The sequence below is a fragment of the Pseudomonas sp. NFX224 genome (assembly GCF_048565165.1).
Taxonomy (GTDB): domain Bacteria; phylum Pseudomonadota; class Gammaproteobacteria; order Pseudomonadales; family Pseudomonadaceae; genus Aquipseudomonas.
Map to the genome: position 1 here is coordinate 2,590,344 of NZ_CP183416.1, position 20,586 is coordinate 2,610,929.

Genomic DNA, 20,586 nt, shown 5'->3' on the forward strand with positions numbered 1-20,586 from the left:
GGGTACTCGTCTCAGGACAATGGAGCGTCGTAGATGAGTAAACAGAATAACGATGACTTGAAGTATCAGGCCTCGGAAAACACTTTGGGTCTGAATCCTGTCGTTGGGCTGCGTGGAAAGGATCTACTGGCTTCTGCTCGCATGGTACTCAGGCAGGCCATCAGGCAACCGGTGCACAGCGCAAAGCATGTTGCGCATTTCGGCCTTGAACTCAAGAACGTGCTGTTCGGCAAATCCGAGCTGCAACCGACCAGCGATGACCGTCGCTTCGCGGATCCGGCCTGGAGCCAGAACCCGCTCTACAAACGTTATCTGCAAACTTATCTGGCGTGGCGCAAGGAGCTCCACGAATGGATCGACGACAGTAACCTTGGGCCCAAGGATGTCGCCCGCGGGCACTTCGTGATCAACCTGATGACCGAAGCCTTCGCCCCGACCAACACGGCGGCCAACCCGGCGGCAGTCAAACGCTTTTTCGAAACCGGCGGCAAAAGCCTGCTTGACGGGCTCTCGCATCTGGCCAAGGACATGGTGCACAACGGCGGCATGCCGAGCCAGGTCAACATGGGCGCGTTCGAGGTCGGCAAGAGCCTGGGCGTGACCGAAGGCGCGGTGGTGTTCCGCAACGATGTGCTGGAGCTGATCCAGTACAAACCGATCACCGAACAGGTCCACGAGCGTCCGCTGCTGGTGGTGCCGCCGCAGATCAACAAGTTTTACGTTTTCGACCTGAGCCCGGACAAGAGCCTGGCGCGGTTTTGCCTGCGCAACAACGTGCAGACCTTCATCGTCAGCTGGCGCAACCCGACCAAGGAACAGCGCGAGTGGGGCCTGTCGACTTACATCGAGGCACTCAAGGAAGCGGTCGACGTGGTCACCGCCATCACCGGCAGCAAAGACGTGAACATGCTCGGCGCCTGCTCCGGTGGCATCACCTGCACCGCGCTGCTGGGCCACTACGCCGCGATCGGCGACAACAAGGTCAATGCCCTCACCCTGATGGTGAGCGTGCTCGATACCACCCTGGACAGCGACGTAGCCCTGTTCGTCGACGAGCAGACCCTGGAGACCGCCAAGCGTCATTCGTACCAGGCCGGCGTGCTGGAAGGCCGTGACATGGCGAAAGTCTTCGCCTGGATGCGCCCCAACGACTTGATCTGGAACTACTGGGTCAACAACTACCTGCTGGGCAACGAGCCGCCGGTGTTCGACATCCTGTTCTGGAACAACGACACCACACGACTGCCGGCGGCGTTCCACGGCGACCTGATCGAGATGTTCAAAAACAATCCACTGATCCGCCCGAATGCACTGGAAGTGTGCGGTACGCCGATTGACCTCAAGCAGGTGACGGCCGACATCTTTTCCCTGGCTGGCACCAACGACCACATCACGCCGTGGAAGTCCTGCTACAAGTCGGCACAACTGTTTGGTGGCAACGTTGAGTTCGTGCTGTCCAGCAGCGGGCATATCCAGAGCATCCTGAACCCGCCGGGCAACCCGAAATCCCGTTACATGACCAGCACTGAAAAAATGGCGAGCAGTGCCGAGGAGTGGCAAGAGAACTCCACCAAGCACACCGATTCCTGGTGGCTGCACTGGCAGGCCTGGCAGGCCCAGCGTTCCGGCGAGCTGAAAAAGGCCCCGGCGAAACTGGGGAACAAGGCATATCCGGCGGGCGAAGCAGCGCCGGGCACCTATGTACATGAGCGGTAACTGACACACCCCTACCCCTTGCAGGAGCGAGCAGGCTTGCGCCTGCAAGGGGGGGATGAATTCATAAACAGGGCTTGAGCATGCCGCAACCTTTCATATTCCGCACTGTCGACCTGGATGGCCAGACCCTCCGCACGGCAGTACGCCCCGGCAAGCCTCACTTGACGCCCTTGCTGATTTTCAACGGCATCGGCGCCAACCTTGAGCTGGTATTTCCGTTCGTCGCGGCGCTGGACCCGGACCTGGAAGTCATCGCTTTCGACGTACCCGGAGTCGGCGGGTCGTCGACGCCGAATCGTCCGTATCGATTTCCCGGCCTGGCGAAACTCACGGCACGCATGCTCGACTACCTCGATTACGGACAGGTCAATGTGATCGGTGTGTCCTGGGGCGGCGCGCTTGCCCAGCAATTCGCCTACGATTACCCGGAGCGCTGCAAGAAGCTTGTCCTGGCAGCGACGGCGGCGGGTGCGGTAATGGTGCCGGGCAAACCGAAAGTGTTGTGGATGATGGCCAGCCCAAGACGCTACATCCAGCCATCACATGTGATCCGCATTGCGCCGATGATCTACGGCGGTTCGTTCCGTCGCGACCCGACGCTGGCCGCAAGCCACGCGGCGAAGGTGCGTTCGGCGGGCAAGCTCGGTTACTACTGGCAACTGTTCGCCGGCCTCGGCTGGACCAGCATTCACTGGCTGCACAAGATCAACCAGCCAACCCTGGTGCTGGCCGGCGATGACGATCCGCTGATCCCGCTGGTCAACATGCGCTTGCTGGCCTGGCGGATTCCCAACGCCCAGTTGCACATCATCGATGACGGGCACCTGTTCCTGATTACCCGCGCCGAAGCGGTGGCGCCGATTATCATGAAATTCCTCGAGGAAGAACGCCAGCGTGCGGTGATGCACCCGCATCCGGCACCTCAGGGTGGCTGACCGGCCCGGTTTTTGTATATGAGTAAATGGGTGGGCAGGATGCCGCGCCGCGCAACAACCCGTTACAGCGTCTATGGTGTTCTGGTTCGGTGTATTTGTTTTTGGCCTGAAGACGAAGGAGTGTTGAGTCATGCGCGATAAACCAGCGAGGGAGTCACTCTCCACTCCCGCCGCGTTCATCAACGCACAAAGTGCGATTACCGGCCTGCGCGGCCGGGATCTGATTTCGACTTTGCGCAGCGTTGCCGCCCATGGCCTGCGCAACCCCGTGCACACCGCTCGACACGCTTTGAAGCTCGGCGGCCAATTGGGTCGTGTGTTGCTGGGCGACACCCTGCACCCGACCAACCCGCACGACAGTCGCTTCGCTGACCCTGCGTGGGCCCTCAACCCGTTTTATCGTCGTAGCCTGCAGGCCTACCTGAGCTGGCAGAAGCAGGTCAAAAACTGGATCGACGACAGCAACATGAGCCCGGACGATCGCGCCCGCGCGCACTTTGCGTTCGCCTTGCTCAACGATGCCGTATCGCCGTCCAACAGTTTGCTCAATCCGCTGGCGATCAAGGAAATCTTCAACTCCGGTGGCAACAGCCTGGTGCGCGGCATCAGCCATTTGGTGGATGACTTGCTGCACAACGATGGCCTGCCCCGGCAAGTCACCAAACAGGCATTCGAGGTCGGCAAGACCGTCGCCACTACCACTGGCGCAGTGGTGTTTCGCAACGAATTGCTGGAGTTGATCCAGTACAAGCCGATGAGCGAAAGGCAGTATTCAAAACCGCTGCTGGTGGTGCCGCCACAGATCAACAAGTACTACATTTTCGACCTGAGCCCGCACAACAGCTTCGTGCAGTACGCGCTCAAAAATGGCCTGCAAACCTTCATGATCAGCTGGCGCAACCCGGATGTGCGCCACCGCGAATGGGGCCTGTCGACCTACGTCGAAGCGGTGGAGGAAGCCATGAACGTCTGCCGGGCGATCACCGGCGCGCGCGAGGTCAACCTGATGGGCGCCTGCGCCGGCGGCCTGACCATCGCCGCGCTGCAGGGTCACCTGCAAGCCAAGCGACAACTGCGCCGCGTCTCCAGCGCGACCTATCTGGTGAGCCTGCTCGACAGCCAACTGGATTCGCCGGCCACCCTCTTCGCCGACGAACAGACCCTGGAAGCCGCCAAGCGTCGTTCCTATCAGAAGGGTGTGCTGGACGGCCGCGACATGGCCAAGGTCTTCGCCTGGATGCGCCCCAACGATTTGATCTGGAGCTACTTCGTCAACAACTACCTGCTGGGCAAGGAGCCGCCCGCGTTCGACATCCTTTACTGGAACAACGACAACACGCGCCTGCCGGCCGCCCTGCATGGCGACTTGCTGGACTTCTTCAAGCACAACCCGCTGAGCCATCCGGGCGGTCTCGAAGTGTGCGGCACACCCATCGACTTGCAGAAGGTCACCGTCGACAGCTTCAGCGTTGCCGGCATCAACGATCACATCACGCCGTGGGATGCGGTGTATCGCTCGACGCTCCTGCTGGGTGGCGAGCGGCGCTTCGTGCTGTCCAACAGCGGGCACGTGCAGAGCATTCTCAACCCGCCGAGCAACCCGAAAGCCAACTACGTGGAGGGTGTAAAACTGAGTAGCGACCCACGCGCCTGGTATTACGACGCCAAGCCGGTCGACGGCAGTTGGTGGACACAGTGGCTGAGCTGGATTCAGGAACGCTCGGGCGCGCAGAAGGAAACCCTGATGACCCTTGGCAACCAGAACTATCCACCGATGGAGGCGGCGCCCGGTACTTACGTGCGTGTGCGCTGACGCCCAAACGACCCACGGCCGCTGCCGGCCGTGGCATGACTCGATCACTAAGAAGACTGGATGAAAACCCGCGACCGCATCCTCGAATGTGCCCTGCAGTTGTTCAATCAGAAGGGCGAACCGAACGTCTCCACCATGGAAGTTGCCAACGAAATGGGGATCAGCCCAGGCAACCTCTACTACCACTTCCACGGCAAAGAACCGCTGATACTCGGACTGTTCGAGCGCTTTCAGGCCGAGTTGGCCCCGTTGCTCGATCCACCGGCCGACGTCGAACTCGCTCCTGAAGATTACTGGCTGTTCCTGCACCTGATCATCGAACGCCTGGCCCATTACCGGTTTCTGTTCCAGGACTTGTCGAACCTGGCCGGGCGCCTGCCGAAACTGGCCAAGGGCATTCGCAACCTGCTCAATGCCCTCAAGCGCACGCTGGCTTCGTTGTTGGCGCGATTGCAGGCGCAGGGGTTATTGGTCAGCGATACGCAAGCGTTGGGGCAATTGGTGGAACAGATCACCATGACCCTGCTGTTCTCGCTGGACTATCAGCGGATCCTCGACCGTGAGGGTGAGGTGCGCCTGGTGGTTTATCAGATCATGATGCTGGTGGCGCCGCACCTGCTACCGCCGATCAAGGCTGCGACCGAGCAGATGGCGATGCAGTATCTGGAAGATCACGAATAGCTCCCGCCACCGCCAACCTTGTGGGAGATTCTATGGTTGAGGGGAAGCCTTCAACCTGCTTTCGGTTGGTATTCACCTTGCCCTTTCAGCAGTGCAAATACGATCCGGGCAAGTTTACGGGCCAAGATCACCAGTGCCTGCGTAGTACTGAACCCTTTAGCTCTTTGTTCTTGGTAAAAACCTTTCCAGGCGGCTGTGCGGCTGGCCGACATGGCAGCGTTGTGCAAAAGCCGACGCGCCTCCGGATCGCCGCGCTTGGTCAGGCTGCGGCGACCGTCTTTTTGTCCTGACTGCGATACCCGCAAATCCATCCCCAAAAACGCGATGAAGGCATCTGCATTTCTGAAATCGCCTCGCTGAAAAGCCGCGATCAAGCGGGCACCAGTCAGAAAGCCGATACCTTCGACTTTCATGCAACGCTTCAACTGGGCAAGCAAGCCGGCTTCTTTCAGGCGGTCGTTGATCATTTTCTCGACCAGCCCTTCAAGCCTCTGCATGGAGGCCACTTGCTCGGCAAAAGCGGCTTTGAGCAGCGGTTCATTTGTCCAGCTCTGCACCAAGCCAACCCGCGCCTGAACCAGCGCCGCGCGCCGGCGGAAAAGGCTCAAGAGGCAGCGGTACAACGGCGATGGCGGAATCCATGGATGAAGCTCTTCATACTCGTTCTTCAGATAGCGAGCGAGTAACTTTGCATCCAGCGCGTCAGTTTTGGCGCGAACTTTCACACCTTTGCGGTAATGGCTCAGTTCATAGCCACCGACCATGTAAATGGTGCAACCGGCCTCATGGGCCAGGTCGGCGAACTCCAGGTGATAGATATTGGTCGACTCAATAGCGATATCGACCGGTGCCAGCAAGGCTTTCAGCCATTTCTTGATGGCTGGCTTGTTATTGGGAAGCGTCTCAAGCAGATCCAGTTCGGCCTGATAGATCATCAACTCACTCTTGGCGACATCCACGCCCACGATTGGCTTGATAGCAGAAACCGGCATTGCCATTAAACATCCCCCGAGATATGGTTTTGAGCACTTGAAGGGCTCACCCAGAGGCGCAGGCTTGTTCCTATCGTCGGTCTAGCCAGATGCATTCTTTATCGGCGCTTGGGTGAAAGGAGGAGGGGCGAAATCTCCCACGGATCTGTACTGCGCTAACAGTCAGAATCGAGCCTTGTCCCTCCTCCTCCCTTCAAGTCCTAGCATACAAGCGAGCCTGCTCGCGATAGTGGTCCATCAACCAACATATTCACTGGCTGACACGCTCGCTTGTACACAGTGGATCTGTGGCGCTCACACATTCTGCACAAACAAAAACGCCCGACCTTGGCAGGCCGGGCGTTTTCTTGAGCCCTGAAGAATCAGGACTGACTGGTTGGCGTCGATGGAGCCGGCGCGACAGTCGGGGTGACAGCAGGGGTCGGCGCGGTCGCGGAGTTCGATGCGCTCACCGGTGCTGCCGGGGCTGCCGGCTTTGCAGCTGCCACTGCTGGCTTCGCGGCGGCTTTTGGAGCGGCCGGTTTTTTCACCGCTGGCTTCTTCGCAGCCGCAGGTTTTGCCGCTGGCTTGGCGGCAGGTTTTGCTGCGGCGGTTTTTGCAGCAGGCTTAGCCGCTGGCTTAGCGGCTGGCTTCACTGCCGGCTTGGCGGCTGCTTTAGCAGCAACCGGTTTGGCCGCTGCCTTGGCGGCAGCAGGTTTCGCTGCGGCAGTTTTGGCTGCTGGTTTAGCAGCAGGTTTGGCCGCCGCTTTTACCAGTGGTTTAGCCGCTGTTTTTGCGGCCGGTTTGGCAGCAGGTTTGGCCGCCGCGGTTTTCGCCGCAACAGGCGCAACCTTGGCACCGGTCAGTTTTTCGATTTGCTTGGTCAGGGTATCGACCTTGCTGTGCAATGCTTTTACTTCATTGCGGCTCGGTACGCCCAGGCGCGAAATGGCGCTGTTCAGACGCTTGTCGAAAGCGCCTTCCAACTCATCCCACTTGCCCAGTGCGCGATCTTTCACGTCGCTGATGCGCGACTTGGCCGAAGTAGCGGAGTCCTTGGCGGCGTCGACTTTCTTGCCAACGGCGCTCTTGGTGAGCTTCTCGGCTTTCTCGCCGTCCTTAACCAATGCATCGAAGAGTTTGCTGCCGTCAGTGTCGATCTTCGAGTACACGCCTAAACCAGCCAGCCAGATTTTCCGGGAGTAGTCTTCGACCTTCCCGATCCACGAGCTGCCTTCTTTTTCGGTGTTCTTTTTAACAGCCATCCCGTTCTCCTTAAGATTTACGCGCGACACGTTCGAGCAATGCCGTCAGCTCATCGAGCTTAGCAGAGAGTGTCTCAACGTCATGTTTAGACGGAATGCCGATACGATTCAAGGCACTTGCGACACGCGTGTCGAACGCCTTCTCGACCTTGTCGAGTTGAAGCTCGACCTTGCCCTTGAAAGTGCTCACTTCGTTCTTGGCTTCATCGATCTCGGCATTCGCCGCTTCGAGTTTCTCAGCAACTACTTTTTTGCCTTTCTTTTCAACAGTTTGACCAGCTTTTACCAACTCTTGAAAGTATTCGCTGCCCTCTTGCCCGACCTTGGCGTAGGCGCCCAGGCCTGCCAGCCAGACTTTGCGGGCATAGGATTTGACGTCGCCCAGAGCACTGGTCGATGCGTCGATTTTTTTCTTCAGAATCACTTTGGCCATGGTTCACCTCACGCGCAGAAGGTTTGAGGAACTGCCCGGATAAGTGTCGGGCTCTGGCACAAAGTAGGGAGAAAAATTAGAAACGGCACCCTAACAAATGACATAAACCATCAGGTGCACCGCAATACAAAATGTGGGAGCCAGCCTGCTGGCTCCTGCATGGGGTCTCATTTCAGCCGGAAATCAGACCAAGGCTTTATCGAGCGCCTTCTCGATCTCTGCTTTGATCATGCCGCTCATGGCCGACATCATCAGGCCCAGTTCCACATCGACCTTGATCGAATCGTCACTGACATGCACTGCGCCTTTCACACCCGAACGCTTGAGGTTCAAGGTGTCGCCGGACCATTGCGGCTCCAGGCCATATTGCTCGGAAAGTTTCTGCGCCAGCTTATCGGCCTTCTCCCGCGCCGCTTCCCTACCCAGGCCGTGGGCACGTTCAACACTAATACGGGCCATTGAATGACTCCTGCTTTATGAATGCTTGTTCGGTAAATCTTGACCGCCACTGCGGCAAAACGTCCCGAGGGTGATCCATCTTACCTGCAGCCTTGCCAAGACAAAGCATCCCTTGGGGATTAGAATGTCGCGCATTCTCTTTTGGTGACAGCGATATGACTGATCAGCGCAAAGGCAGCGATGCCGAACCCACCACTCACTTCGGCTTCAAAAACGTTCCGGAAAGCCAGAAAGCGGAAAAAGTCGCTGAGGTTTTCCACTCGGTGGCCGCCAAGTACGACTTGATGAACGACCTCCTGTCGGGCGGCATGCACCGTCTGTGGAAGCGTTTCGCGATCGAATTGTCGGGCGTACGCACCGGCAATCGCGTGCTCGACATCGCCGGCGGCACCGGTGACCTGACCAAAAAATTCTCGCACCTCGTCGGCCCGACCGGCCAGGTCGTGCTGGCCGACATCAACGAATCCATGCTCAAGGTCGGCCGTGACCGCCTGCTGGACCTGGGTGTGGCCGGCAACGTCGAATTCGTCCAGGCCGATGCGGAAAAGCTGCCGTTCCCGGACAACCATTTCGACTGCGTGACCATCGCCTTCGGCCTGCGCAACGTGACGCACAAGGAAGACGCCCTGCGTTCCATGTTGCGCGTGCTCAAGCCCGGTGGCCGCTTGCTGGTGCTGGAGTTCTCCAAGCCGACCAACGCGCTGATGTCCAAGGCCTATGACGCCTACTCGTTCGCCTTCATGCCGCTGATGGGCAAGCTGATCACCAACGACTCGGAAAGCTATCGCTACCTGGCCGAATCGATCCGCATGCACCCGAACCAGGAAACCCTGAAGTCGATGATGGTCGAGGCCGGTTTTGACCGCGTGACCTACCACAACATGACCGCAGGCATCGTTGCCCTGCACCGCGGCATCAAGCCCTGATGTTGCTCGCCGGTCTGCTCGCCAGCGTTGAACTCGGCCTGAACCGGGTGCTGCGCCTCGACAGCACGGCGCTGCCGCGGCTCGCGCAATTGAGCGGCAGAGTGATTGCCGTCGACTGCCGCAGCCCGGCGCTGCAATTGTTCATTTTGCCCAGCGATGAAGGCCTGATGCTCGCCTCCCAGTGGGAAACCGGCGCCGACTGCAACTTGCGTGCACCGGCCTCCAGCCTGTTGAAACTGGCGATGAGCAAGGACAAGACCTCCGTCCTGCATGGCCCTGAAGTCGAACTCGACGGCGACAGCGGCGTGCTGCTGGAGCTGGCGGCGATCCTTCAGGACCTGGAACTGGACTGGGAGTACGAACTCTCGCGCTGGATCGGCCCCGTCGCCACGCAACTGGTCGGCGGTCACCTGCGCAGCCGCGCTCGCTGGTATCAGCAAGGATTTGCCAGCCTGGGCCAGAACCTGGGCGAATACCTGGCCGAAGAATCGCGCACCCTCGTTGGTCAGCGCGAAGCCGAAGCCCGATTCAGTGAACTGGACCAGATCAAGCTCGATCTGGAACGTCTTGAGGCGCGCTTCGAGCGCCTTTCCCGATCCCTCGACCCAAGCGATAACGCATGAAGCTGCTTGCCGTCCGCCGTTTGTTGCGCATCCAGCGCGTCGTGATCCGCTACCGCCTCGATGACCTGCTGTTCGCCCTGCCGCTGCCCTGGTTCTTGATGGCGCTGCGTTATGCCTTGCCATGGCGCTGGTTCCCGCGCAAGACCCTGGAGCTGAGCCGTGGCGCACGATTGCGCCTGGCACTGCAGGACCTGGGGCCGATTTTCATCAAGTTCGGGCAGATCCTGTCTACTCGCCGCGATTTGCTGCCGGAAGACATCGCCGATGAGTTGATGAAGTTGCAGGACCGCGTGCCGCCGTTCGATTCGCAAGTGTCGGTCAAGTTGATCGAAGAACAGCTCGGCAAGAAAATCAGCGAAGTGTTCAGCCGTTTCGACGTCGAACCGCTGGCCTCGGCCTCGGTGGCGCAGGTGCACGCCGCGCAGTTGAAAACCGGTGAAGAAGTCGTCGTCAAAGTGATTCGCCCGGGCCTCAAGCCGATCATCGCCCAAGATCTCGCGTGGCTGTTCATCCTGGCTCGCGCTGCCGAAAAACTCTCGGCCGATGCGCGTCTGCTGCATCCGGTGGACGTGGTCAGCGACTACGAAAAAACCATCTACGACGAACTCGACCTGCTGCGCGAGGCGGCCAACGCCAGCCAGTTGAAGCGCAACTTCGAAGGCTCGCCGTTGCTGTATGTGCCGCAAATCTATTGGGACTGGTGCCGTCCGAAAGTGCTGGTGATGGAGCGTATCTACGGCATCCAGGTCACGGATCTCGCGACCTTGGCCGACCAGCGCACCGACATGAAAATGCTCGCCGAACGCGGCGTGGAGATTTTCTTTACCCAAGTGTTCCGCGACAGCTTTTTCCACGCCGACATGCACCCCGGCAACATCTTCGTCAGCACCGTGAATCCGTGGAGCCCGCAGTACATTGCGATCGACTGCGGTATCGTCGGCAGCCTGACCCCGGAAGACCAGGACTACCTGGCACGCAACCTGTTCGCCTTCTTCAAGCGTGATTACCGTCGCGTGGCGCAGTTGCACATTGATTCGGGCTGGGTGCCGGCGGAAACCAAGCTCAACGAATTCGAAGCGGCGATTCGTACCGTGTGCGAGCCGATTTTCGAAAAACCCTTAAAAGATATTTCATTTGGCCAGGTGCTGATGCGCCTGTTCCAGACCGCGCGTCGCTTCAACATGGAAGTGCAGCCTCAGTTGGTTCTGTTGCAGAAAACCCTGCTGAACATCGAAGGCCTGGGCCGTCAGCTGTACCCGGACCTCGATTTGTGGAACACCGCGCAGCCGTTCCTTGAGCGCTGGATGCGCGAACGCGTCAGCCCGAAAGCCTTGATCGGCAACGTGCAGAGCCAGTTCGAACAGCTCCCGCACCTGGCCAACATGGCCCGCGACCTGCTCGAACGCATGTCCCAACCCCACGCCTACGACCCGCCGCCACCGTGGCATCGACGCCGCGACGACTGGTTTCTGCGCCTGCTCGGCACGGCACACCTGGCCGGTGGCGCGATCCTCGCCGCTGGCGGTCCGCTGAACCAGTTGGCGTATTGGCCAGCCGGTATCATGATGGCCGTCGGTTTGTATCTGGTCGTTCGCCGATAGCCAGTTGTGCTGCGCACTGGCACACTGTTTCAACGCCTGAGCTCGGCTATTGAAGTGCCGAGCCCGCTGTCGGAGTCAAAGATGAAAAACTGGCTGGACGAGATCAAGTGGGACGCCGATGGCCTGGTGCCGGCGATTGCCCAGGATCACAAGACCGGGCGCGTCCTGATGATGGCCTGGATGAACCGTGAAGCGCTGGAACTGACCGCTGCCGAGAATCGCGCAATTTACTGGTCCCGCTCCCGTGGCAAGCTGTGGCGCAAGGGCGAAGAGTCCGGCCACGTGCAAACCCTGCATGAGATGCGCCTGGACTGCGACGCCGATGTGATCATCCTGATGGTCGAGCAGATCGGCGACATCGCCTGCCATACCGGCCGCCAGAGCTGCTTCTACCGTGTCTTTGAGAACGGCGACTGGACAACCGTCGACCCGGTTCTGAAAGATCCGCACGCCATCTATTCCGCAGGACACAAACATGAGTGACACTCTGACCCGCCTGGCCGCAGTGCTGGAAGAGCGCAAAGGCGCCGCCGCCGACAGCTCGTATGTCGCCAGCCTGTACCACAAGGGCTTGAACAAGATTCTGGAAAAAGTCGGCGAAGAGTCGGTCGAAACCATCATTGCCGCCAAGGATGCCGCCGTCAGCGGTGACTGCAGCGATGTGATCTACGAAACCGCCGATTTGTGGTTCCACAGCATGGTCATGCTCGCCCAATTGGGGCAGCATCCACAGGCTGTACTCGATGAACTGGACCGTCGTTTCGGTCTCTCCGGACACGCCGAGAAAGCCTCGCGCCCGTCCGCCTGAATAACGATTAGAGAGGAGCAGCAACATGGGCATTTTTGACTGGAAACACTGGATCGTCATCCTGGTTGTTGTCGTACTGGTATTCGGCACCAAGAAACTGAAAAACCTTGGCACCGACGTTGGCGAATCGATCAAGGGCTTCAAGAAAGCCATGAACGACGATGAAAAACCGGCCGACCCGACCGCGACCCCGGCCCAACCGGTGCCACCGGTCCAGCCGCAGGCCTCGGTAAACCAGCCGCACACCATCGATGTGCAGGCGCAGAAAGTCGAAGAGCCGATCCGCAAAGACGTGTGAGCACTGACTAATGTTTGGTATCAGCTTCTCTGAACTGCTGCTCGTCGGCCTCGTCGCCCTGCTGGTGCTGGGCCCCGAGCGCTTGCCGGGCGCTGCGCGCACCGCCGGCCTGTGGGTCGGGCGTTTGAAGCGCAGCTTCAACGCGATCAAACAGGAAGTTGAACGTGAAATCGGTGCCGACGAAATTCGTCGGCAACTGCACAACGAACACATCCTGTCGCTTGAACAGGAGGCGCGGAAGATCTTCACGCCGACCCAGCAGGAGCCGACGCCGGTTGAGCATGTGGGAGCGCAGACAATGGATGCACCTGCCGCGACTGTCGCAACAGCACCTGCACCTGCACCTGCCGTAGCGGCTACGGAGCCAGCGCCCGTTGTGGCGGCAACTCCAGCTGAACCCGTTGCTCCAGTCGCCGCGCCGTCCACGCCAGCGCCCAATGACACCACTTTGCCGCCGCGAGCCCCATGAGCGATCTCCCAGAAAACGACCAGCACATGCCGCTGGTTTCGCACCTCACCGAGTTGCGTACCCGTCTGCTGCGCTGCGTAGCGGCAATTTTCGTCATTTTTGCCGGGCTGTTCGCCTTCACCCAGCAGATCTACACCTTCGTCTCGACGCCGTTGCGCGCATACCTGCCGGCCGGGGCGACGATGATCGCCACCGACGTATCGTCGCCGTTCCTGACGCCCTTGAAGCTGACGATGATGGTCTCGCTGTTCCTGGCGATCCCGGTAATCCTGCATCAGATCTGGGGCTTCATCGCGCCGGGCCTGTACAAGCATGAAAAACGCATCGCCGTGCCTTTGCTGTGCTCGAGCATCGTGCTGTTTTACGCCGGCATGGCATTCGCCTATTTCCTGGTGTTCCCGCTGATCTTCAAGTTCTTCGCCGCCGCCACCCCAGCCGGTGTGGAAATGATGACCGACATCACCAGCTACCTCGACTTCGTCATGACGCTGTTCTTCGCTTTCGGCGTAGCGTTCGAAATCCCGGTGGCCGTGGTGCTGCTGGTGTGGATCGGCGTGGTCGACGTCAAATACCTGAAGAAAATCCGCCCGTACGTGATCATCGGCTGCTTCGTGGTCGGCATGATCCTGACCCCACCGGACATCTTCTCGCAGACCCTGCTCGCCGTGCCGATGTGGTTGCTGTTCGAAATCGGCATCCTGTTCGGCAGCCTGATCAGCAAGCGTGGCGAGCATCCGGACGACCAACCGGCTGACGATCACAACGACCAGCCGCCAGCGACCCAAGCGTGAACCTGCTGCTCCTCGAAGAGGCCGATTTCATTGCGGCCGACCGGGTGATCCTGCGTGATCGCCGCTTCACGCACATGCAGGAAGTCCACCGCTGCGAAGTCGGCGACAGCATGCGCGTCGGGCGGATCGGCGGGCTGATGGGCGCGGCCGAGGTGCTGCGCCTGGACGCCGCTGAAGCTGAATTGCGCGTCACCCTCGACCAGACGCCACCGGCCAAGCTGCCACTGACTCTGGTATTGGCCCTGCCACGCCCCAAGATGCTCCGCAGGGTGTTCCAGACCGTGGCGGCCATGGGTGTGCCGCGCGTCATACTGGTGAACAGCTACCGCGTTGAGAAGAGCTTCTGGCAAACACCGTTCCTTGAACCGGAAGCCATTCGCGAGCAACTGATCCTTGGCCTCGAACAGGCCCGGGACAGCGTGCTGCCGGAAGTGGTGATCGAGAAACGCTTCAAACCCTTCGTCGAAGATCGCCTGCCTGCCATCACCGAGGGCACCCTCGGTTTCGTTGGCCATCCGGGCAATTACCCGCCCTGCCCTCGTGCCCTCACTGAACCGGTGACCCTGGCGATCGGTCCAGAGGGTGGCTGGATCCCTTACGAAATCGATTTGCTCGGCAAATCCGGCCTGCAACCGGTGCAACTTGGCGAACGCATCCTGCGCGTAGAAACCGCCGTTACTGCGCTGCTGGCTCGACTGTTCTAAACCCATTCCTACCCGCTCGTCAGTCCGCGTCTACAGATTGCCTGCCCACGGCCGATACAACTTCCATAAAACCAATGTGTGGTCCGAGGGAGTTGCAGCATGTACCAATGGCTGGCCGATAAGCTGGGAAACGTAGGTGTAAACCGCAAATTGGGCGTCGGTTTCGGTCTTGTGTTGCTGCTGACATTGCTGATCACCGTCACAGGCTGGAGCGGCCTGAGCGATGTCACCCGCCGCGGCGATAAACTGGGATTCATCTCCGAAATCAACGGGCTGACCAAAGACCTGCGCATTGCCCGCCTGGACTACGACATGCGTCGTGGCGAACAAGGTCCCGATGCGGTGAACGACCTGTTGGGCAAGCTCGACACCGGCCTGCAAGCCGCTCGCCAGATGCTCGAGCAACCCGCCGACGTGGCCATGGTCGACCAGCAACTGGACGCCGTCAGCCAATACAAGCAAGCCTTCGCCGCGCTGATCCAGGCCGGGGCCAGCCGTGAAGATGCCCGCAGTAAACTGGGCGCCACCGCCGACAATGCCGTGGCCAAAGTCGCTGAAGTTGAAAAAGCCATGCTGCAAGGCGACAGCGTGACCGCGTTCAACAGCGTGATCGATCTGAGCAAACTGCTTCAGCAAGCGCGCTTCCAGGTGCGTGGCTACACCTACAGCGGCAAAAGCGAGGCGGAGCAACCAGCCCTCGACGCGATCGACAACGCCCTGAAAAACCTCGAAAGCCTGCCGGCCAAGCTGCCTCAAGAACATATCGCCAACCTGCAACAGGCATCCGACTCGCTCAAAGCCTATCGCGCTGCGGTCAGCCAGTATCGTGATTCCCAGGTTGCCAGTGCCGACGCCCTCAAACGCATGGCGGCCCAAGGCGAGATCCTGCTTCAGGTGAGCAACAAACTGACGGTTTCGCAAACGCTGGTGCGCGATACCGATGTGGCACATGCCAAGAACATGCTGTTGCTGGCCACCGCTCTGGCACTGGCCTTCGGTCTGTTTGCCGCTTGGGCCATCACCCGGCAGATCGTGATTCCGCTGGCCCAGACCCTCAAAGTGGCCGAACGCATCGCTGCCGGCGACCTGACTCATAACCTGACCTCCATACGCCAGGACGAATTGGGTCAGTTGCAACGCGCCATTCAGCGCATGACCCAGGGCCTTCGCGAATTGATCGGCGGCATCAGCGATGGCGTCACGCAAATCGCCAGCGCCGCCGAAGAGCTGTCGGCAGTCACCGAACAGACCAGCGCCGGGGTCAACAGCCAGAAGGTCGAGACCGACCAGGTGGCCACCGCCATGAACGAAATGACCGCCACCGTGCAAGAAGTCGCGCGCAACGCGGAAGAGGCCTCCGAGGCCGCGGTCGCCGCTGACCAGCTGGCCCGCGAGGGTGACAAGGTGGTGGGTGAAGCCATCGCCCAGATCGAGCGTCTGGCCGCGGAAGTCGGTCACTCCACCGAAGCCATGGGCGAGCTCAAGCGCGAAAGCGACAAGATCGGCAGCGTCCTCGACGTGATCAAGTCTGTTGCCCAGCAAACCAACCTGCTGGCGCTCAACGCCGCCATCGAAGCCGCCCGTGCCGGTGAAGCCGGTCGCGGTTTCGCCGTGGTCGCCGACGAAGTCCGCAGCCTGGCCCAGCGTACCCAGAAGTCCACCGAAGAGATCGAAGAGCTGATCGTCGGCCTGCAAAACGGCACCCAGCAAGTCGCGACCATCATGGACAACAGCCGCACCCTGACCGACAGCAGCGTCGAACTGACCCGCCGCGCCGGTGGCTCACTGGCTAGCATCACTCGCACGGTGTCGGCGATCCAGGCAATGAACCAGCAGATCGCCGCCGCAGCCGAACAGCAAAGCGCTGTGGCCGAGGAGATCAACCGCAGTGTGCTGAACGTTCGGGATGTGTCGGACCAGACGTCGGCAGCGAGTGAGGAGACGGCAGCGTCCAGCGTCGAGCTGGCGCGGTTGGGGACGCATTTGCAGATGCTGGTGGGGCGGTTCAAGGTTTGATGTGGTAGTCCCTCAATTCAATGCGTTTTATCGCTGGCGAACCAATCGCCAGCCACCGCCTCCTCTTCCTCGCCTGCGCATTCGAGTCTTGTGGGATGGTGAATTAAACGAATAAAGATAGCAATGCAACCAAACCAAACAACTAACAGTTCTGCTAGTTACGTCAATTTTTAAAAACGCGCACATTGAAGCTCCTTGTTTTTACTGGAGCCCACCATGAACGATGATACAAATGGCGCTGCTGCCAGCTCGCCTGCGTCAACATCAGACGACATCGAGCCCAAGGCCAACTACAGCCGCTGGATGACCGACATCTCAGCGGAAATCTCACACCTGAAATTATATCAACTGGCAATACCCGGCACACATAACTCCGGAGTGGATATGGCTGGAACCTGGGGGTTTGAGGAATTGTTGGCAGCCAACCAAGATAACTCTTTCCCTCAGCAATTGGCCGCCGGCTCACGCTACCTGGACCTGCGCCTGGTCGATAGTAGTTATAAAAAAACCGTCGGAAATAAATTCCCGACCTACGTGTTCAATGAGATATTCGAATTCAAGCACGGGATCGTTAGTGCAGGCCGGCGTTTAAATCACTTAATTGAAAACGTCAAGAATTTCATCACCGCAAACCCCGGCGAAATAGTGATACTCGACTTTCATAGCTACGACCGGGGTCAATACTCGCACAACAGCCTCCAACGCTGCTTACCCTATTTCTCTCCAATCAAGAATCTTTTGATTCCCCTGTCAGCCAGCGATCTCAGTCTCCAAGAAATTCGCACCAAGCATCCTGGATGCAGCATCGTACTAGCCCTGAACCATGGTTACCCAAAACCTGAACCAGGTACAACAGACAAGTGGCAATCCAACTGGGTGCAGAGGGAGCAAATCTGGGGCGGTTTCAAGCGCAATTGGAATCCAGACCCTAGCGAGAGCGCTGTCGAAGACAATGTGATCAAGTCCATGGAATCGCCGCCAACGGATGCCTATTGGGTGCTTGATGCATCCTCCCGTAATGGAAACGGCGCCATGTATCTGCGCAAAGATCACCCTATTCGCAAAGAAACATTCAAGGAAGGTTACCAGAACGCTCAGATCGTCATAGTTGACTTCATTGAGAGGCCTGATAGCTTGATAAGTGTCGTAGACCGCTGCATAGCCCTAAACATACTAAGAGCAGTAGACAAGACCAACCCAGCCCCCCCAACTGATCTGAAAGTAAAAGCGGAGCTGGGACAGGACCTCCAAAACACTTTGAGGTTTACTTGGAAAACAGCCACCGACAATCTCGGCGTGCGAAGTTATGAAGTCTACAGAAACGACGAGCACTATTTTCACACCACAAAAATCACTTACGAAGTAAAAAATGATCGCCTACTAAACCACACATTTAAAGTGAGAGCAGCCGACCACAGTAATAATCAATCCGAATTCTCCACACCTTTCGAACTGATCCAGGATAAAACACCTCCGACTATCCCTGAAAATTTCCGTTTCGAATTGGCAGGCTTTACGGTTGTTTATTGTAGATGGGATCCCTCTTTTGATGAAGCCGGAATAGAGGGGTACGAAATTGACTGCGATGGTGACCCACTCTTTACCGATTCCACTGTTTGTAGCTTCATAGCAAACCCGCACAAACAGCACGAGATAAAATTGCGGGCAAAAGATATCAACGGATTTTATTCCGAATATACAAACCTTACGCTTCTACCGCGCCCATCCCTTTCGAACCCAAAAATAGTAGTTACTTCACACGTTAACGGTTCGCGATACCGTGCACAAATCGTTTGGGACCCAATAAAAAACATCCCCAAAAATCATAGTGTCGTCGTTGAGTACTCCATGCATAGCAAATGGCACATGCACTACTGCAATGAGGACGAAGCCCCCACCTTCGAATTCGAAGCCGACGCAGGAGAAAAAATAGAAATTCACGCACACATTAACTTGCACTTCAACTTGAGAGAGTATGATAGAAGTGAATTGTTCATGCACGAAGCTATTTTCGACCCTATACCACCAGAGCCTATCACCAACTTAAAAATCACGCACCGCGATCCGGCCGGTACGTCTATATCTTGGACACCTTCATCAAGCACTGTTGTAACGGCCTACGAAATTTCGCTGAACGAAGAGTCTCCGATATTAGTCCCTAAATCAGCGACGTCCTATACATTCAAAGAAATGCCACTGATCGAAAACTTTCTAGTCGACGTTTGGGCGATTAACGATTGCTATGCCTGCTCAACGATTGAATCAATAACAATTGATTCCATTGATATTACCCCACCAGAAAAGCCTGGAACCCCGATCATTACTCACATTTCAGTAAATACGGCACAACTCAGTTGGACACCATCCAACGACAATGTCGCGGTAACCGGCTACACAATCACCACAAACAACAAACCACCCATTTCAACTACAAGCACTCAATACACACTTACCGAGTTAGAAGAAGCACACCAATATACGGTTGAAATAAAAGCCTTTGACGCAGCCGGAAACTCATCGCCGCCCTCCACCGCATCGTTCAGGACCAAGGCAAGACCTACTCCACCACGACAACTCAGTTATAGTAACCTGACATCCGCTAGCGTGAAGTTGTCATGGCTTGCAGGTAGTGACGATGGATCGGTAACCGGCTACACAATCACCACAAACAACAAACCACCCATTTCAACCACAAGCACTCAATACACACTTACCGAGTTAGAAGAAGCATACCAATATACGGTTGAAATAAAAGCCTTTGACGCAGACGGAAACTCATCGCCGCCCTCCACCGTATCGTTCAGGACCAAGGCAAGACCTACTCCACCAAGACAACTCAGTTATAGTAACCTGACATCCGCTAGTGTGCTGTTCGCGAAATAAATTTCTCCATGCTTGCACTACACTTCAGGTGCCATTCCTACCTTGGAGAGTTCCTGGTGAGCGCTCTGGACATTACGCTTAGCCCTGAAGAATTTGCCGAACTGAGCCGCCGCGTACGTTCCGCCACCATCAGTCAGCGCGATGGCCGTCGAGCCCGCGTCATCTTGCTGGCAGCGCAAGGATCAATGCGAGAAGAAATTGTACGATTGACAGGTTTCTCTCGCCCTACGGTCACCGACTGGTGCCAGCGTTTTCAGGCGCTCAGATTGGAAGGCCTGCTCGACAAGCCTGGCCGAGGACGCAAATCCCCTCTGCCTGCCGACACGATCCGCCGCGTGCTCGAACAGGTCACTCAACCTCGTATCGGCGAGCCCCGCTGGAGCTGCCGAAGCATGGCCCGTGCCGCCGGCATATCAGCGACCACCGTGCATAAACTGTGGGCGGCCAATGACTTAAAGCCTCATCTGACACGTACCTTCAAACTGTCGAACGACCCGCAGTTCGAGGAGAAATTCTGGGATGTCATCGGCCTGTACCTGGCCCCGCCAGACAAGGCGTTGGTGCTCTGCTGCGACGAGAAAAGTCAGGTGCAAGCCTTGGAACGCACACAGCCTGGGCTGCCTCTGGGGATCGGTCATATCCAAACAAAATCCCATGATTACACTCGCCACGGCACGGTCACGCTGTTCGCAGCGCTGGATTATCTCCAAGGCAAACTGATCAGTAGCATCGAGCGCCAGCACCGCCATCAGGAGTGGTTGGCTTTCCTCAAGAAAATCGACAAGGAAACCCCCAAGCACCTCCAGCTGCATCTGATCGTGGATAACTATGCGACACACAAGCACGCCAAGGTGAAGGCTTGGCTAGCGAAACATCCGCGCTTCCATGTGCATTTCACGCCGACCTCCAGCTCGTGGATGAACATGGTCGAGCGGTTTTTCAGGGACATTACCGTGTTCTTGCGCGACGGCAGCTTCGGCTCCGTACGTGAGTTGGAAAGCTCGATTACCACCTTCCTGGCATTACGGAACGCACGACCGACCCGGTACGTTTGGAACGCGAAAGGCGAGGAAATTTTGAGCAAGATCCGGCGGGCACGTGAAGCGATGGAGACGCAGATGGAAGGGCAAGTTATTTCGAAAACAGCACACTAGCGTGAAGTTGTCATGGCTTGCAGGTAGTGACGATGGATCG

Annotated in this window: 20 protein-coding genes and 1 pseudogene; 17 read left to right on the forward strand and 4 right to left on the reverse strand. The window is 58.0% G+C overall.

Translation table 11 applies throughout. The annotated features are described in order from the left end of the window. The first annotated feature begins 33 nt into the window (after positions 1-33). The 4 genes from phaC (ACNYC6_RS11565) to ACNYC6_RS11580 all read left to right on the forward strand — a co-directional run bounded on the left by phaC (ACNYC6_RS11565) (position 34) and on the right by ACNYC6_RS11580 (position 5,145). A complete protein-coding gene (phaC, locus tag ACNYC6_RS11565) occupies positions 34-1,716 on the forward strand; it encodes a class II poly(R)-hydroxyalkanoic acid synthase (protein ID WP_419712410.1) in 1,683 nt (560 codons plus the stop codon). 80 nt (positions 1,717-1,796) lie between these two features. After that, a complete protein-coding gene (phaZ, locus tag ACNYC6_RS11570; protein ID WP_338584296.1) occupies positions 1,797-2,651 on the forward strand; it encodes a poly(3-hydroxyalkanoate) depolymerase in 855 nt (284 codons plus the stop codon). Positions 2,652-2,781: 130 nt separating this feature from the next. After that, positions 2,782-4,464 (forward strand): class II poly(R)-hydroxyalkanoic acid synthase, encoded by a 1,683-nt coding sequence (gene phaC, locus ACNYC6_RS11575; RefSeq protein WP_419712411.1) that lies wholly within the window; start codon positions 2,782-2,784, stop codon positions 4,462-4,464. A gap of 60 nt (positions 4,465-4,524) precedes the next feature. Further along, positions 4,525-5,145 (forward strand): TetR/AcrR family transcriptional regulator, encoded by a 621-nt coding sequence (locus tag ACNYC6_RS11580; protein ID WP_419712412.1) that lies wholly within the window; start codon positions 4,525-4,527, stop codon positions 5,143-5,145. A gap of 50 nt (positions 5,146-5,195) precedes the next feature. Here the strand turns inward: ACNYC6_RS11580 and ACNYC6_RS11585 are convergent, their stop codons facing one another. The 4 genes from ACNYC6_RS11585 to ACNYC6_RS11600 form a co-directional block, all read right to left on the reverse strand. Continuing rightward, positions 5,196-6,143: an IS110 family transposase gene (locus ACNYC6_RS11585; RefSeq protein ID WP_419708264.1), complete on the reverse strand. Its 948-nt coding sequence runs from the start codon at positions 6,141-6,143 to the stop codon at positions 5,196-5,198. Between the two features lie 356 nt (positions 6,144-6,499). After that, positions 6,500-7,381 carry a phasin family protein gene (locus tag ACNYC6_RS11590; protein WP_419712413.1) on the reverse strand — a complete coding sequence of 294 codons (882 nt, stop codon included), beginning with the start codon at positions 7,379-7,381 and terminating at the stop codon, positions 6,500-6,502. Between the two features lie 10 nt (positions 7,382-7,391). Then, the gene (locus ACNYC6_RS11595; protein WP_338584292.1) at positions 7,392-7,814 is read right to left on the reverse strand and encodes a phasin family protein; all 423 of its coding nucleotides are present in this window, start codon (positions 7,812-7,814) and stop codon (positions 7,392-7,394) included. 183 nt (positions 7,815-7,997) lie between these two features. Beyond that, entirely contained in the window at positions 7,998-8,273 is a 276-nt protein-coding gene (locus ACNYC6_RS11600) for a polyhydroxyalkanoic acid system family protein (protein WP_419712414.1), read from the reverse strand. Between the two features lie 155 nt (positions 8,274-8,428). On the opposite strand from ACNYC6_RS11600, the gene ubiE reads away from it, so the two are divergent. The 13 genes and pseudogenes from ubiE (at position 8,429) to ACNYC6_RS11665 (ending at position 20,546) form a co-directional block, all read left to right on the forward strand. Next, positions 8,429-9,199 (forward strand): bifunctional demethylmenaquinone methyltransferase/2-methoxy-6-polyprenyl-1,4-benzoquinol methylase UbiE, encoded by a 771-nt coding sequence (gene ubiE / locus ACNYC6_RS11605; RefSeq protein ID WP_007948968.1) that lies wholly within the window; start codon positions 8,429-8,431, stop codon positions 9,197-9,199. Further along, a complete protein-coding gene (locus ACNYC6_RS11610; RefSeq protein ID WP_419712415.1) occupies positions 9,199-9,822 on the forward strand; it encodes a ubiquinone biosynthesis accessory factor UbiJ in 624 nt (207 codons plus the stop codon). Before ubiE ends, ACNYC6_RS11610 begins: the two co-directional genes overlap by 1 nt. Beyond that, positions 9,819-11,423 (forward strand): ubiquinone biosynthesis regulatory protein kinase UbiB, encoded by a 1,605-nt coding sequence (gene ubiB, locus ACNYC6_RS11615; RefSeq protein WP_419712416.1) that lies wholly within the window; start codon positions 9,819-9,821, stop codon positions 11,421-11,423. The genes ACNYC6_RS11610 and ubiB overlap by 4 nt, the downstream gene beginning before the upstream one ends. Before the next feature lie 81 nt (positions 11,424-11,504). Continuing rightward, positions 11,505-11,906, forward strand: coding sequence for a phosphoribosyl-AMP cyclohydrolase (hisI, locus tag ACNYC6_RS11620; RefSeq protein WP_046816940.1), 402 nt, complete (start codon positions 11,505-11,507; stop codon positions 11,904-11,906). After that, a complete protein-coding gene (locus tag ACNYC6_RS11625; RefSeq protein ID WP_090328169.1) occupies positions 11,899-12,231 on the forward strand; it encodes a phosphoribosyl-ATP diphosphatase in 333 nt (110 codons plus the stop codon). Before hisI ends, ACNYC6_RS11625 begins: the two co-directional genes overlap by 8 nt. A 25-nt stretch (positions 12,232-12,256) precedes the next feature. After that, the gene (locus ACNYC6_RS11630) at positions 12,257-12,529 is read left to right on the forward strand and encodes a twin-arginine translocase TatA/TatE family subunit (RefSeq protein WP_218439040.1); all 273 of its coding nucleotides are present in this window, start codon (positions 12,257-12,259) and stop codon (positions 12,527-12,529) included. Between the two features lie 10 nt (positions 12,530-12,539). After that, positions 12,540-12,998, forward strand: a complete 459-nt coding sequence (tatB, locus tag ACNYC6_RS11635) for a Sec-independent protein translocase protein TatB (RefSeq protein ID WP_419712417.1) — start codon at positions 12,540-12,542, stop codon at positions 12,996-12,998. Then, positions 12,995-13,789, forward strand: a complete 795-nt coding sequence (gene tatC, locus ACNYC6_RS11640; protein ID WP_419712418.1) for a twin-arginine translocase subunit TatC — start codon at positions 12,995-12,997, stop codon at positions 13,787-13,789. Before tatB ends, tatC begins: the two co-directional genes overlap by 4 nt. Then, complete coding sequence (locus tag ACNYC6_RS11645; protein WP_419712419.1) at positions 13,786-14,493, forward strand: 16S rRNA (uracil(1498)-N(3))-methyltransferase; 708 nt, start codon at positions 13,786-13,788, stop codon at positions 14,491-14,493. The genes tatC and ACNYC6_RS11645 overlap by 4 nt, the downstream gene beginning before the upstream one ends. Before the next feature lie 99 nt (positions 14,494-14,592). Continuing rightward, positions 14,593-15,606 (forward strand): annotated as a pseudogene (locus ACNYC6_RS11650) (methyl-accepting chemotaxis protein); the annotation flags it as partial. A 198-nt stretch (positions 15,607-15,804) separates the two neighbouring features. After that, positions 15,805-16,509, forward strand: coding sequence for a methyl-accepting chemotaxis protein (locus tag ACNYC6_RS11655; RefSeq protein WP_419712950.1), 705 nt, complete (start codon positions 15,805-15,807; stop codon positions 16,507-16,509). Between the two features lie 216 nt (positions 16,510-16,725). Continuing rightward, positions 16,726-19,392: a fibronectin type III domain-containing protein gene (locus tag ACNYC6_RS11660; protein ID WP_419712420.1), complete on the forward strand. Its 2,667-nt coding sequence runs from the start codon at positions 16,726-16,728 to the stop codon at positions 19,390-19,392. A gap of 56 nt (positions 19,393-19,448) precedes the next feature. Next, positions 19,449-20,546: an IS630 family transposase gene (locus tag ACNYC6_RS11665; protein ID WP_419709546.1), complete on the forward strand. Its 1,098-nt coding sequence runs from the start codon at positions 19,449-19,451 to the stop codon at positions 20,544-20,546. The last annotated feature ends 40 nt before the right edge of the window (positions 20,547-20,586 follow it).